Annotated in this window: 8 protein-coding genes and 6 pseudogenes; 7 read left to right on the top strand and 7 right to left on the bottom strand. The window is 68.6% G+C overall.

The features are described 5' to 3' along the window. Positions 1-7 precede the first annotated feature (7 nt). Complete coding sequence (locus tag OG953_RS00310; protein ID WP_405691534.1) at positions 8-733, top strand: IS6 family transposase; 726 nt, start codon at positions 8-10, stop codon at positions 731-733. A gap of 79 nt (positions 734-812) precedes the next feature. Here the strand turns inward: OG953_RS00310 and OG953_RS00305 are convergent. Further along, positions 813-986, bottom strand: a pseudogene (locus tag OG953_RS00305) (IS5/IS1182 family transposase); the annotation flags it as partial. A 56-nt stretch (positions 987-1,042) separates the two neighbouring features. Between OG953_RS00305 and OG953_RS00300 the strand changes: the two are divergent. Further along, positions 1,043-1,759: an IS6 family transposase gene (locus OG953_RS00300; RefSeq protein WP_405681803.1), complete on the top strand. Its 717-nt coding sequence runs from the start codon at positions 1,043-1,045 to the stop codon at positions 1,757-1,759. Positions 1,760-2,158: 399 nt separating this feature from the next. Here the strand turns inward: OG953_RS00300 and OG953_RS00295 are convergent. Together OG953_RS00295 and OG953_RS00290 are read right to left on the bottom strand one after the other, a co-directional pair. Beyond that, positions 2,159-2,278, bottom strand: a pseudogene (locus OG953_RS00295) (transposase family protein); the annotation flags it as partial. Positions 2,279-2,529: 251 nt separating this feature from the next. Continuing rightward, positions 2,530-4,038, bottom strand: coding sequence for an ISL3 family transposase (locus tag OG953_RS00290; protein WP_405691532.1), 1,509 nt, complete (start codon positions 4,036-4,038; stop codon positions 2,530-2,532). A gap of 541 nt (positions 4,039-4,579) precedes the next feature. On the opposite strand from OG953_RS00290, the gene OG953_RS00285 reads away from it, so the two are divergent. After that, positions 4,580-5,953, top strand: coding sequence for a DUF4157 domain-containing protein (locus OG953_RS00285; RefSeq protein ID WP_405681802.1), 1,374 nt, complete (start codon positions 4,580-4,582; stop codon positions 5,951-5,953). Here the strand turns inward: OG953_RS00285 and OG953_RS00280 are convergent. The 3 genes and pseudogenes from OG953_RS00280 to OG953_RS00270 form a co-directional block, all read right to left on the bottom strand. Further along, positions 5,909-6,662, bottom strand: a pseudogene (locus OG953_RS00280) (DUF4255 domain-containing protein). The gene OG953_RS00285 and the pseudogene OG953_RS00280 sit on opposite strands and share 45 nt — an antisense overlap. Next, positions 6,659-9,868: a hypothetical protein gene (locus tag OG953_RS00275; RefSeq protein WP_405681801.1), complete on the bottom strand. Its 3,210-nt coding sequence runs from the start codon at positions 9,866-9,868 to the stop codon at positions 6,659-6,661. The pseudogene OG953_RS00280 and the gene OG953_RS00275 overlap by 4 nt, the downstream one beginning before the upstream one ends. A gap of 170 nt (positions 9,869-10,038) precedes the next feature. Then, positions 10,039-10,270: pseudogene (locus tag OG953_RS00270) on the bottom strand (response regulator transcription factor); the annotation flags it as partial. A 31-nt stretch (positions 10,271-10,301) separates the two neighbouring features. Here OG953_RS00270 and OG953_RS00265 point away from each other — a divergent pair. Further along, positions 10,302-10,472: pseudogene (locus OG953_RS00265) on the top strand (IS6 family transposase); the annotation flags it as partial. Between the two features lie 78 nt (positions 10,473-10,550). Here the strand turns inward: OG953_RS00265 and OG953_RS00260 are convergent. Next, positions 10,551-10,973: pseudogene (locus tag OG953_RS00260) on the bottom strand (transposase); the annotation flags it as partial. Positions 10,974-11,184: 211 nt separating this feature from the next. Between OG953_RS00260 and OG953_RS00255 the strand changes: the two are divergent. The 3 genes from OG953_RS00255 (at position 11,185) to OG953_RS00245 (ending at position 13,718) form a co-directional block, all read left to right on the top strand. After that, positions 11,185-12,210 (top strand): DUF1259 domain-containing protein, encoded by a 1,026-nt coding sequence (locus OG953_RS00255; protein WP_405681799.1) that lies wholly within the window; start codon positions 11,185-11,187, stop codon positions 12,208-12,210. Positions 12,211-12,584: 374 nt separating this feature from the next. Continuing rightward, entirely contained in the window at positions 12,585-13,028 is a 444-nt protein-coding gene (locus OG953_RS00250; RefSeq protein WP_405681798.1) for an archease, read from the top strand. 27 nt (positions 13,029-13,055) lie between these two features. Next, a complete protein-coding gene (locus OG953_RS00245) occupies positions 13,056-13,718 on the top strand; it encodes a DUF1963 domain-containing protein (protein WP_405681797.1) in 663 nt (220 codons plus the stop codon). Positions 13,719-14,166 lie beyond the last annotated feature (448 nt).

The following is a 14,166-nucleotide window of genomic DNA, read 5'->3' as shown; positions in this document are numbered from 1 at the left end:
TTCGTTCGTGTCGTCCGCGTCGCCGTCGTACAAGGGCCACCGGTACCCGGTGGAGGTGATCGCGCACGCGGTATGGCTGTACTTCCGCTTCCCGCTGTCCTTCCGCGAGGTCGAGGAGCTGATGCTCGAGCGCGGCGTCATCGTTTTCTACGAGACCATCCGCCGCTGGTCCGCCAAGTTCGGCCAGGCCTACGCGGACGGATTGCGCCGCCGTCGGCCACGGCCCGGGGACAAGTGGCACCTGGACGAGGTCTTCGTGAAGATCAGCGGAGAGCAGAAGTACCTGTGGCGGGCCGTCGACCAGGACGGCAACGTGCTCGACATCCTCCTGCAGAGCCGCCGGGACAAGGCCGCGGCAGGACGCTTCTTCCGCCGCCTGATGAAGAAGACCCGTACGGTGCCGCGGGTGGTCGTCACCGACAAGCTCCGTTCCTACGGCGCGGCGCACCGCGAGGTCATGCCCTCGGTGGAACACCGTTCCCACAAGGGCCTGAACAACCGGGCCGAGAACAGTCATCAGCCCACGCGGCAGCGCGAACGCGCCATGAAGGGATTCCGCTCCGTCGGCGGGGCCCAGCGGTTCCTGTCCGCGTTCAGCGGCATCTCACCCCACTTCCGCCCTCACCGCCACCTGATGACAGCCTCCGCCTCCGACCACCGAGCCGAGATGACCGTCCGCTTCGCGATCTGGGACCAGATCACCGGCACTGCCAGCCGGCCCACCACAGCCTGACCACAGGCCCGGACCGCGGGCCCCACCATGCCCCAACGCACCGTCAGGCACCGACATACTCAACAACTTGACAGCGCCCGGCGATCGCCTGGTAGGAACAGCCGAATCGCAGGAGCTGCAGCATCTTGTCGAAGACGATCCGGTCACTGATGCGTGGGCGGTGGCAGCCCAGCGGATGCGTCGGTGCGTAGGTCGACCGCTCGGGCAACAGGGCGGCGAATTGGCCCCAGAGCGGTTCAGTCGGTGCTGTCACGTTGGCTGACCGGGTGGGATGATCTCCGGGTTGGTCATGGTGGAGGAGGACCGTCCGTGGACAGTGCGCCGTCGTACAGGGGCCACCGGTACCCGGTGGAGGTGATCGCGCACGCGGTATGGCTGTACTTCCGCTTCCCGCTGTCCTTCCGCGAGGTCGAGGAGCTGATGCTCGAGCGCGGCGTCATCGTTTTCTACGAGACCATCCGCCGCTGGTCCGCCAAGTTCGGCCAGGCCTACGCGGACGGACTGCGCCGCCGTCGGCCACGGCCCGGGGACAAGTGGCACCTGGACGAGGTCTTCGTGAAGATCAGCGGAGAGCAGAAGTACCTGTGGCGGGCCGTCGACCAGGACGGCAACGTGCTCGACATCCTCCTGCAGAGCCGCCGGGACAAGGCCGCGGCAGGACGCTTCTTCCGCCGCCTGATGAAGAAGACCCGTACGGTGCCGCGGGTGGTCGTCACCGACAAGCTCCGTTCCTACGGCGCGGCGCACCGCGAGGTCATGCCCTCGGTGGAACACCGTTCCCACAAGGGCCTGAACAACCGGGCCGAGAACAGTCATCAGCCCACCCGGCAGCGCGAACGCGCCATGAAGGGATTCCGTTCCGTCGGCGGGGCCCAGCGGTTCCTGTCCGCGTTCAGCGGCATCTCACCCCACTTCCGCCCTCACCGCCACCTGATGACAGCCTCCCACCACCGAGCCGAGATGACCGTCCGCTTCGCGATCTGGGACCAGATCACCGGCACTGCCAGCCGGCCCACCACAGCCTGACCACAGGCCCGGACCGCGGGCCCCACCAGGCCGCAACGCACCGTCAGGCACCTGCAACCCAACAACGTGACAGCGCCCCTCCACGCGTTCGCGGGTCTCGGCGTTGATCAGGATCGTGGCGTAGCGGTGGCCGCGCCGCAGTGCGAAGTCGTCCACACCGAGAACCGCGGGCACCGCCGAGGTGGGCAGGGGGATGCGTAACAGGCAGGTCAGCATGCTCGCCCACGACAGGGTCTGGTGCAGATGGACCAGCAACCGGGCCCCGGCTCTCCCGGCCAGGGCCGTCGCGACCGACGCGATCACCTTCTGCAGGGCGGGGGTCCGCCGCTGGTAGCGCACCGTCAGCCCGGGGACCTGCTCGACGAACGTGGTCTTGGAACAGTCCGGGTTCTCGCAGTACAAGCGGCGCACCGACACGTCGATCACCACCGGTCTCCCGCCGATCGCCTCGTCGGCGACATGCCGCACGTACCGGCTGTGCTCCCACGCCGATTCCTGCCCGCAGCCCGGGCAGATCACCGAGACCCCGGCGGTAGTCCGCACCGTGATCCTGACCAGGCCCTCGCCTGCCTCCACCGCCTCGACCAGCACCGAAGCCAGGTGGGGAAGCAGCGCCGTCAACTCGACATCACATGCCACCAGCCTTCCCCACCAAGGCACTTGCCGAGGCCGATACCGCAAAGTCGATCAACGGCTACGAAAATCTTGTCAGAGCCTGATTCCTGGCTCTGACAAGATTTTCGTAGCCGTTGATCGTGCCTCGGTGTGGATCAGTTGAGCAGGATGCGGTGGCGGAGGAGGCGGAAGCCGGCGCGGCCGTACATCTGTCTCTTGATCAGTTTCGTCTTGGTGTTGACGCCTTCGGTTCCGCCGTTGTGGAACGGGAGGGTGAGTCCGTTGGTGACGGCGTCGTGGTCGCGTTCCAGGCCGCGGGTGAAAGCGTGCAGGTGGGGCAGGTCGTCCTCGCGGACCTGGGAGATCCACTCCTCGAGGTGTCGGGCGTTGTCGGCAGCGGGGGTGAGCAGGGCCGCGAAGGAACGGACGTGCCTGGCCAGGGCGGTCATCTCGGGGCAGGCCCCGGTCAGCTCTGCGCGGAGCTCGCGGTCCTTGTCCTTGAGCTGCTCGGGCTCGGTACACAGCAGGCCCTTGAGGCGGCGAGGTGAGACGGCGGGGCGGTCGGACTCGACGCGGCCCTGGTTGATGTAGCGGTAGAGGAGGTTCGAGCTGCCCTGGTAGCCAAGTTCCTTGATCTCATCCAGGAGCTGCCTGACGCTCACGGCGGGGTCCTCCTCGCGGCGCCGTCGCAGGTGGTCACGGTAGGGGTCGACCAGGGTGGGCCGGTACTGCGGGGCCTTCTTCAGTTGCTCGGGCTCGGGGACGCGGGCATATCGTTTGACGGTGTTCAGCGCCAGTTGCAGGCGGCGGGCGCAGTCCAGTAGGCCGACGCCCTGGTCGAGCAGGGCGTGGACCTGATGCCAGCGTTCCCGGGTGGTTTCCTCGCGGACACGGGCCTGGGAGGGCGGTCCGCATTTCGCCCAGCAGCCGGCGTGCGCGTGGACCTCCTTGAGGACAGCCTCCCCGAGGTTGTGCCACAGGTGCCAGCGGTCAGTGATCTGCGGCACCTGGGGCAGCGCGTCGGTGACAGCCTGCGCGTAGCCGGCCGCGCCGTCCCGGCAGACCGCCTCGACGCCCGGATGGGCACGTAGCCAGGCCGTCAGAGTCTCGGCCTTGCGGTCGGGCAGGACCTCCACGCGTTCGCGGGTCTCGGCGTTGATCAGGATCGTGGCGTAGCGGTGGCCGCGCCGCAGTGCGAAGTCGTCCACACCGAGAACCGCGGGCACCGCCGAGGTGGGCAGGGGGATGCGTAACAGGCAGGTCAGCATGCTCGCCCACGACAGGGTCTGGTGCAGATGGACCAGCAACCGGGCCCCGGCTCTCCCGGCCAGGGCCGTCGCGACCGACGCGATCACCTTCTGCAGGGCGGGGGTCCGCCGCTGGTAGCGCACCGTCAGCCCGGGGACCTGCTCGACGAACGTGGTCTTGGAACAGTCCGGGTTCTCGCAGTACAAGCGGCGCACCGACACGTCGATCACCACCGGTCTCCCGCCGATCGCCTCGTCGGCGACATGCCGCACGTACCGGCTGTGCTCCCACGCCGATTCCTGCCCGCAGCCCGGGCAGATCACCGAGACCCCGGCGGTAGTCCGCACCGTGATCCTGACCAGGCCCTCGCCTGCCTCCACCGCCTCGACCAGCACCGAAGCCAGGTGGGGAAGCAGCGCCGTCAACTCGACATCACATGCCACCAGCCTTCCCCACCAAGGCACTTGCCGAGGCCGATACCGCAAAGTCGATCAACGGCTACGAAAATCTTGTCAGAGCCTGATTCCTGATAGACCCACCCGCGCAAGGCGAGCTGACGCGGCAGAGATGTCGTGTACAGAGCCAATCCGGTGCCCGGTGTGGTGTGCGCGGGCGTCGGGTGTATGGGGTCGAGGGGGATGGTCCGGGTGTCTGTGAGCAGGCCGGTTGTGACTACGTGGAGCTGGTCGGTGGTCCGCTGGATGGGCAGGTGCTGGATGTGACGGGCTGGGGTCGGGGAGAGCGGGGCGGCCGGGGCGATGCTGATCGCGGACGCGGACGCGGACGCGGGCCGGTACGGCGCGGTGCGGGCGGCCGTTGCGTGTCTGTCCTGCTGCCCCGTGCGTACCTCGCCCGCTGCCTGGTGGTCGATCGATGTTGCCCTGGAATACCTGGACCGGCCGCCCCCTTGGCGTGTAGGCAGGAAGAGTCGAATCTCCTGCGCTGGAAGAGGCTCCCTTGCGTGAACACGAGAATGTCAGGAAGGTCGGGAACGACGACGCCCGCTGGTCGGTCCGGAGCCCCGAAACCGCACCACGTCCCTTACCGTCGGGGCTCTTCCCGCTGCAGGCCACCATGGGAAACGCCGCCGTGGTCCAGATGCTCCGCCAGGCCGGACACCGCTGGGCCGAGGAGGCACACCAGCACTCCGCCGAATGCGGCCACGACCAAGTTGAGCAGCCAGCCGTGCAACGCTCCGCCGTCCATGGCGTCCTGCGCGCCCCGGGCCGCCCCCTGGACGACGGGACGCGCGAGGAAATGGAAGCTCGCTTTGGTGCGGATTTCTCCGACGTCCGCATCCATGACGATTCTGCGGCACACGCCTCGGCCGCGGAGATCGGCGCCCGCGCCTACACCTCCGGCAGTCATATCGTCATCGGCGACAGCGGTGGTGACAAACACACCTTGGCTCACGAGCTCACCCACGTCATCCAGCAGCGGCAGGGCCCGGTCGCTGGCACCGACAACGGCAGCGGCCTGAGGATCTCCGACCCTTCCGATCCCTTCGAACGAGAAGCCGAAGCGAACGCTCGCCGGGTGCTGGCGGACCACACCCCGGTCCAGCGGATCGCCGGCAAACCCCTCGCGCAGTCCACCACGATCCAGCGGATGAGGGACGATGATTTTGATGAACTGATGAATGAAAGAGACACCGACGCATCGGACGACGAAATGGATTACGAATTCGCGTTCGAGGAGGCGTTGCGTTTCGCCCCTCCCGGAACTGGGACGGAGGAACCCGTCGAAGAGCCCGTCGAGGAGCCCACGGTCGGCGCGTCCCGCCTGAAGCGCGCCAACGATCGCAGTACGAAGCGCGGAGTGCCAGCGAAGGGCGACCTTGTCGGGAGCAAGCCAGAGACGCCGTTCGGAACGGTTTCCCTGAACCAGGGATACAAGGGAGACCTGGGGACCGTAGTCAAGAGCAGAAAGGATGACTACCCCGGGACGCAGGGGCGGGAGTGGGAGAAGTACGCCCACCTCCTGCCGCACCTGAGCCCTGCACAGAGAGTGGCCCTCGCAGACACGATGAAGGCGGACTCGCCGACTCCCGGCAACGCGCGCCTCTTCGAGCAAGACAGCGAAGCAAAACGTGCCGCCGCCGTATTGTACGGCGTGGCACACAACTCCGAGGAGCTCCGATTCCCCGGAGCGGGCAAGGTATTGCGCGCGGCGTTGAGGAAGAACGGCGGACGCTACTCCGTAGATGAATTCTACGAGAATTTCCCGATGGCGAAGCCCGGTGGCGCAGGGTCGTTCCGAGGGGATCCCGAGCTGACGCCGCAGACGCTAGCCACGTTGGAGGCAATGTCCGACTCCTCCGAGGAAGAATGAGCGTTTCCGATCCACGCTGCGCCCACCGCGCAGCCTGCCGACTCGCCCGGGACGCGGTGAGCCGGCTCTTTTCAGGTAGTGGCGTCGTTGGGCGATGGCTTGGTGGCGTCTGCGCCAGTGGGACCATCTCAGGGCATGCTGACGCTGGTTGAGTTCGGGTCTGGGGTGGGGCAGGAGAGTGTCCAGGAGCCGTCGGATTTCCGCCACGGCCTTGGTGATGCCGGCGAGCGGCGCCCGCACCCGGAGCGAGAGGGAAGCTTTCAGCTCGCCGCCCATGGCCGACCACACGTCGGAGGCTGCCGGTGCGTCGAACCCGGTTTTGGCGGTGTCCAGCCCCACGGTCAGGCCGAGTTCGGCGAGCGTGCCGGTGAGCAGTGTATCGGTGGCCACCAGCGTGGCGAGCACCTGCGACAGCAGCCGGTGTTCGTCCTGCGGGCGGCTCGCCCAAGCCGTGACCAGGTACGTCAGCTCGAACCAGCGCGGCGGGGAGCGCCGCGCCACGAGGTGGCCATCCTCGTCGTACACCTCCCCGGAGCCACTCCCGCGCCGGATGGCGTCCTCGCGGATGTCGCACAGGAACACGCAGACCGTCGGGGGCGCTGCGCGGCCCAGTCCCGGGTGGGGGCGTCGAGACGACCTCGACGCCCGACGCCTCCAGGCCGGACTCGTCGAGCAGGCGGCGCAGCCCCTCGTCGACCTCGTGGATCACCGGCGGGTCACCTCGTCCGGCGGCTGCACGCTGCCGCTGACCACCAGGAAGTCGGTCGTCACCGGGGAGAACCCAGGGCCCTTGGCGGTGATGATCCGGGGCCCGGTCTCGTCCTTGGCGAGGATGAGCAGCTGGCCGATGAAGGTGCCGTCCGGCAGCGGAACCGTCGGCGCTGCTGCCGCGGTGATCCCCGGCTTCCAGGTGAACCGCACCGGCACGCCCGGCGGGAAGTCCTTGCCGCGCACCGAGGTGACGAAGCCGGGCTTGCCGACCTCCGGCACCGCGACGATGCGCGGCTGGAGGATGCGCAGCCGCTTCCGGGCGGTGTTGTCGCTCTTGTCGGCGTCCGTCCCGATGGTGGTGAGCTTGCCGGTGACCTGGGCGGTCAGCGCCTTGTCGGGGCTGAGGACAACCCGCACGACAGTGCTCGCACCCTGGTCCAGGTCCGGCAGCGCGCACACCCAGGACTTGTCGCAGCCCTCTGGCGGCCCGTTGTTCGGGATGCCCTTGGGCAGGCTGATGTGCAGCCGCAGCCCGGTCGCCAGCGCGTTGCGGCCGTTGCGCACGGTGTACGTCACCACGACGCGCCCGCCGACGTAGCCGGGGTTCGGCTGGGCCGTGAGGCGAAGCCCCGGCCCGGCGTCGGGCTCACCCGGAGTCGGGGGCACCGTGGGCGGTGGCGTGGGCGTCGAAGGCGTGGGCGTGGGGGGCGTGGGCGCGGGGGTCGTCGGGGGCGGGGCCTCGACGACCGGCACCACGGTGCGGCTGGCGTTGTCGCTGGGCCGCGGATCGAGGACGCTGCTGGTGACCGACCAGTCGGTCGGCGCGTCGCCGGGGATGACACCTGTGACGGTGACGGTCACCGGCACGGTGGTGTCGGGTTGGACCACGCCGACGTCGCACTGGAGGGAGGCGGCGTTGCAGGGGCCTCCGGGATACGTCAGCTTGGTGATCTGCACGCCGGACGGCGGCGCGGCGGTCAGCTTGGTGCCCGGGGAGGCGGCGGGGCCGTTGTTCACCACGTCGACGCGGATGGTGGTGGTCTTGCCAACGGTGACCTCCGGGACGGTGCCGGGCGCCTGGAGCGCGAGGTCCACGGACTGCTGGACGCTGGGTTCCTTCTGTCGGCCCGGGAGTTCCGCGGTGAGCGGGGTGAGGTCGCCGGACTCGACGTCCAACAGGCGCAGCTTCTCGGGGCTGTTGGCGGCGACTTCGGCGCGGGAGCTGACCACCAGGCCCTTGCCGTCGGCCGTCCAGGCGGCGTCCCGCGGCTGGAACGGTCCGGTGACCGAGGTGTCCGGGAGCTCCGCGTGGCAGCCGTCGGGGACGTCGCGCGCGGCCGTGGGCACAAGCACCTTGCAGTCGTCCCCCGACAGGGACGTCAGGAGGATGCCGTTGCGTTTGTCGACGGCGCCGCCACCGCTCTTGCGGTTGAAGGCGAGGCTGAGCCCGTCCGGGGAGAACGCCGGGCTGTCGTCGATAATCGCGCAGTCGCCCGGGCAGATCGTGGCGCTCAGATCGCGCTGCCGGCTCAGATCGTTCACGGGCACGGCCCAGATGTGCTTGTTACCGCCGTTCCCGTCGATCACCTCGTTGCGGGTGAAGGCCAGGGTGGCGCCGTCGGAGGACCAGGTGGGCTGGGCGTCCTCGCCTTGGAGCTGCCCGGCCGGCGGAGTGATCCGGCCGGTGATCGCACCCGTGGCCGCGTCCGCGATGAGGATACGGCTAGGGCCCGCGGCCTCCCCGACGCCGCCCGGCGAGGTCCGGGTGAAGGCGAGGAACTTGCCGTCCGGGGAGAACGTCGGGTCGGTGTCCCAGTCGTTCGCGCCGCGCCCCGCGAGCGGCATGGGCGCCGCGTTGGAGCCGTCGGCGTCCACCATCCAGATCCGCTCGATCCGGCCGTTGGGACTGTCCTCGAAGCGGGTGACGGCGATCCGGCGGCCGTCGGGCGTGTAGGTCTGCCGCTCGGTCCACGGGTCGTGCTTGGCCGCGGGCTGGAACAGCGGGTCCTTGGCGGGATCGGTGTTGGTGTCGGCCGCCGGATCCTCGTTGAGAATCGTCAGACCCAGGTCGCGGGGGTCGGACCCGTCCATGCGGGCATCCTGCAGCGTCACCACGTGCGCGCCGGAGAGGTCGTCGTTGGGGTCGTCATTGGGGTCATCCGCCGTGGTGCGCTCCACCACCACGCCGCCGCCGTCGAGCGGTCCCCGCCAGGTGGGCGACAGGACTTCCCGGTCCTCGTTGAGCACCAGCCCGGGCTCCTGGTCCGAGTGCGCCACCGACTTGAACACGTGGTCATAGTCGCCCCGGCACGTGCAGGTGGTCTCGGGGCTCAGGAACACCAACTGGTCCCCGTCGGGCAACCACGATGCCCCGTGGCCACGCCACTGTGCGTACGCGCCCCCGAGCAGTGGCTCGTCAGAGGTCCCTGCCGCGTTCGTCACCCGCAGCCGGGGCACGCTCTGCCCGTTCTCGGTGGTCGTGGCGGTGTACGCGATCCAGTCCCGGTTCTCGTCGTCGTTCACCGGGTTCCACACCGGCTCGGACGCCCTGCCGTTGGCCGGGGAGGTGATCCGGGTGGCGGTGCCGCCGTTCAGGGGCCGTACGTAGATCTGCGCTCCGATCAGCGGACTGCTGTCGCTGGAGTACGCCAGCCGCTGCCCGTCGGGGGAGACCGTCGGGTACTTCTCGTCGGAGGGTGTGTCGGTGAGCCGCGTCAGGCCGGTGCCGTCGGTGCGTACCAGCCACAGGTCGCGCTGCGTCCCCCCGTCCGTGCCGCCGGGTTCGGCCGAGTCGAACACCACGGCCTGGCCGTCCGGCGTCAGCCGGGGGTGCGCCACGTCCCGGCCGCTGGTCAGACGGAGTACCGAACCGTCCGCGGAGCGCAGGTAAACCTGTGGGTTCTTCTCGTCGCGGCGGCTCGCGAAGACCATCTGGTCCCCGAGGGCGGCCGGCTGGACGTCGTTGTGGGCGGGGCCGTCACCGAATAGTGGTGTGCTGGAGGTGGTGGAAGCGACCATGCCGAGGCTGCGGTGCCTGGTGCCCGCGTAGGCGACCCGCGTGTCCGTGGCGTCGGCCGCCCGCGGGGCGGATTCGGCGCCGCCCTGTCCGGAGGCCGCCGTCACTCCGAGCAGCGGGATCAACAGCAGCAACGACGTTCCGATTCTCCCCAGCCGGTGCCGGCCGCCGCGGTCAGCCGTTCCCATCACGGTCCCCTTCGCAGTCTGGTGCGGCATCCCGATGCACCCATCCGGATCGCCCCCGCCACCCTGCACCAGCCGTGCGCGGCACGGCAGGGCGGCGGGGCCCTACCCGGGGGAGGCGCCCGGTGTGCTTTCGGGCAGTGCCTGTTTCCCGTACGACGTCAGCGCAGGTGTCAGATCAGCCCGTTGCGTAATGCGTAGCCCACCGCGTGGGCCCGGTTGCGCAGTTGCAGCCGCGTGTTGATCTCGTGCAGGACGTTCTTGACGGTCCGTTCCGAGTACGAGGCCTTGCGGGCGATCTCCGCGGTGTCCAGGCCCTCCGAGACAAGGCGCAGCATGTCCGCCTCGCGCGTGGTCAGCGTGGAAAGCGACAGCCCCCCGCGGGTCGAGCGCCGAGCGCTGCAGGCGGCACTGTCGCGTTGACTGGCCGGGTGGGATGATCTTCTGGTTGGTCGTGCCGGGGAGGGATTCGTTCGTGTCGTCCGCGTCGCCGTCGTACAAGGGCCACCGGTACCCGGTGGAGGTGATCGCGCACGCGGTATGGCTGTACTTCCGCTTCCCGCTGTCCTTCCGCGAGGTCGAGGAGCTGATGCTCGAGCGCGGCGTCAGGTGCTGTCACGTTGTTGAGTTGCAGGTGCCTGACGGTGCGTTGGGGCCTGGTGGGGCCCGCGGTCCGGGCCTGTGGTCAGGCCGTGGTGGGCCGGCCGGCAGTGCCGGTGATCTGGTCCCAGATCGCGAAGCGGACGGTCATCTCGGCTCGGTGGTGGGAGGCTGTCATCAGGTGGCGGTGAGGGCGGAAGTGGGGCGAGATGCCGCTGAACGCGGACAGGAACCGCTGGGCCCCGCCGACGGAACGGAATCCCTTCATGGCGCGTTCACGCTGCCGGGTGGGCTGATGACTGTTCTCGGCCCGGTTGTTCAGGCCCTTGTGGGAACGGTGTTCCACCGAGGGCATGACCTCGCGGTGCGCCGCGCCGTAGGAACGGAGCTTGTCGGTGACGACCACCCGCGGCACCGTACGGGTCTTCTTCATCAGGCGGCGGAAGAAGCGTCCTGCCGCGGCCTTGTCCCGGCGGCTCTGCAGGAGGATGTCCGGGCGGGCTCCGTCCACGCCGATGACCAGCCCTTTGAGTATGGCTGTCACATTCAGCACGGCGCGATCGTATGGGGCCCGACCTGTTTACCCGCACGATTCAGCGGGGTGTGAAGAATCCAGAACCCGGAATAGCCCTTTTGAAGCAACACGCGAGCCATGCTTCTCAGTAGAGGCACTTCCTGTAAACCTCCGTGGTCTTATTATCCACGGAGGTGCAGACCTGATGAACGAACTCCCCCAGGGCGACACATACAACAGGCTGTCATCGGCGCCGGCACGGCGACGCATGCTGAAAGCTGCTGTGCTGGCGCCCGTGCTGACCGGGCTGGGAGCACATGGTGCGCAGGCCGGGACGGTAAGGCCGGCCAATGCGCCCCAGCATGAGTTAGTCCAACCTGTCCCCACTACCGAGGCGTTCTGGCAGCCGGTCGCAAAAGTTCTGGGCCGACCCGGCAGCCTGCTGCGCAAAACCGTGTACCGCACCCGATTCCCCCGGGGCGACCTACATGTCGTCTCCCACCACGTGACCGTCTCACCCGGCCTCGCTCTGGGTTCCCACATTGCCTTTCTCCGCTATTCCGACGGCAGCGTGATGACCATGGGCGATTTGACTCTCGCCGAGCGCGAACTGCAACACGTGAGCGATGCCCTGCAGGCACACGGAATCGAGCAGACCGCTCTGCATAAACACCTGCTCGCGCACAGCCCCGACATCTGGTGGACCCACTTCCACGGCCATGGACATGATCCGGTGAGTCTCGCTCGCGGGCTGCGCACGGCAATGGACCTGACCGCGAGCCCGCCCGCCACGCCCCCGACACAGCCTGCTCCGTTGGATCTGGACACTGCCGGGATCGATGCCGCGCTGGGCGTCAAGGGCTCCAACGACGGCGGAACGTACAAATCCGCATTCATGCGACGCGAGACCATTACAGACAACGGCATGGTGCTTCCTCCGGGCCTGGGCTCGACCACAGCCTTCAACTTTCAACCACTTGGTGGCGGCCGGGCAGCGCTCAGCGGCGACTTTGCCATGATCGCCGACGAGGTTCAAGGCGTTCTGAAGGTACTGCGGCGGGGTGGTATCGACCTCGTAGAACTGCACAATCATGGGCTGCGCGAGAAGCCGCGCCTGTTCTACATTCATCTCTGGGCCGTAGGTGACGCTGTGCGACTGGCAAAAGCTCTACGCCCCGCGGTGGTCATCACCAATGTCGCGCCGGCCGACTCGGAACGGGACCCGTTGTGACGCCGTAGTTCTCCCTCTCCACGCAGTGTGACCGGCGGCGCCCTCCACCATGCCACCGTGGCCACGTCGCGGCCGGTGGCGTGCTGCTTCAGCGGCGGAAGGCCGAGACCGAGCGAGACCGGCAGGCGTGCGCACCTTTACGGGGACGGCGAGACAACTACCGTATGTCCCCTTTCGATTGCCTGCGGTCAACAGGCGGGGAAAGACTGGCGAATATGGCCACGCCAACGCGTGGTCGCGCGTCGTGCAGGTTGCCCTGGAGCGGTGTACGGGACGACTCTGGAGGAGGCATGGCCTGAGGCTCAGGGAACTCGGCATCAGGCTGTGCGTCCGGAGACGGCGGAGAGGCGCCGACCGTGGATGGTCGGGAACCTGTGGGAAAGCAGCCCGGCGCGAGTGGCCACTGGGCTGTGCCGCACACCGCGGACGTACAGGTGGAGGCGTGGTCACCGACGGCCGAGGGCTGCATCGGCGAGGCCGTACGCGGGGTGCTGGAAGGCTTCGCCGACACGTCCAGGGCCACAGTTGTCGGGGAACGCGAATACGCGGTCACAGCCGAGTCCGACGAGGCTCTGCTGGTGTCCGTCCTGGAGGAGGTCGTCTACCGGATGGATGCCGACGGTGAGATCCCGCTCGATGTGGAGGTGGGGGCGATCCGGTCGGCGGGGGACGGCCGGGGCCTGTGCGTCCGCTTCCGCATGGCCGATGCCGACACCGCCGTGGCGGTCGGTGCGGTGCCGAAGGCCGTTTCGCTGCACGACCTGCAGCTGCGGGGCGGGCCTGGCGGCTGGACCTGCCGGGTGACCCTCGACGTCTGAGTGCAGGGCGGGGGAAGGGAAAGGATCATGGCGCTCACGGTGGCACTGGCAGGCGACACCATGCTCGGGCGCAGCGTCGCCGAGGAGCTGCCATTGCCCAGCGCGTCGAGGACAACGGCGGGGAAGCCTGCTGGCTGGCCGAAGGCCTACGAGCGGCAGTGGGACGACGAGCGCCAGCCGATCTCCTACGACTCCACCTGGCGCGCCGCCGCCTGGCTGCCCAGCGGGCTCCTGCGCCGCCTTGGCCTTCTGCACACGGTCGCCATTCCCCAGGTCGTCACCGGGCACGAGGCGAGGCTGGGGGAGTTCTGGGTCCTGGAGATGGACCACTTTTCCGACACCGGCCTGCGCCGCGCGGAGCTGGTGCAGGCGCTGACCGACCCCGTGAACGGCCTGCCGCTCGAACTGCGCGGACACCGGGACCTGACACCCGGCGAAGGCCTCGGCCAAGGCGTCTCATCGAGAGGCGTGAAAGCTTCTACCAGCAGGAACAGTACGAGGTACAGAAGCGCAACAAGGGTCACCCAGATACCAGTCTTCTCCACCTTGCCGAGGCGAGGTCCCTCGCCGGTGAACGCAGAGCTCGGATGGGGCTGGGGCGATGCCGGGACCATGTACTTCACGATTCCGGCGAAGGCGTTCGCGGCTGGCGACTTCAGCAACGCCGAGGCGAACGGGCGCTGCTGCTGACCTCAGTCTTCTGGCTACCGGGCGTCGTCTCCACGACTCGGGCGACGTATCCGCTGTAGGTGCGGCCGGCGAGATCCGACCAGCGGACTGCCGTACCCGGGGTGATGCCGAGAGCCTGTGCGAGGAGGGGGCTTCGATGCGTGCGGCCAGATGGAGCAAAGCCCGTGACCGTGCCAGCCCAGGATGAAGTCCCAGTCGGCGCAGGCGAACCATGGCTCGGGCGTGACTGAGTGGCTGGCCCGCCTTCATCCCGGGGAAGAGCCAAGGGACCGTCACGATGGCCGCTCCCGCGTGTGGCAGGCAACCTTGTTGCAGGTGTTGGACGACGAGTTGGTCGGTCGGTTCGGTGCCACGTATCCGTTGGCGGTCACGGGCGCCTCCGGGTCGGCCCGAGGTCGGCCTGCCGTCCACCGCGAGGGGGTGGGCGCACGGGCGCACTTTCGGAGGG

It is taken from the genome of Streptomyces sp. NBC_00057, from assembly GCF_045041165.1.
GTDB lineage: Bacteria > Actinomycetota > Actinomycetes > Streptomycetales > Streptomycetaceae > Streptomyces.
This window is presented reverse-complemented; position numbering and strand designations above follow the sequence as displayed.

Excerpts from the sequence above, each read along its gene's own strand:
- OG953_RS00245 (WP_405681797.1), top strand. The coding sequence starts at position 13,056 with ATGGCGCTCACGGTGGCACTGGCAGGCGACACCATGCTCGGGCGCAGC.
- OG953_RS00255 (WP_405681799.1), top strand. The coding sequence starts at position 11,185 with ATGAACGAACTCCCCCAGGGCGACACATACAACAGGCTGTCATCGGCG.
- OG953_RS00275 (WP_405681801.1), bottom strand. The coding sequence starts at position 9,868 with ATGGGAACGGCTGACCGCGGCGGCCGGCACCGGCTGGGGAGAATCGGA.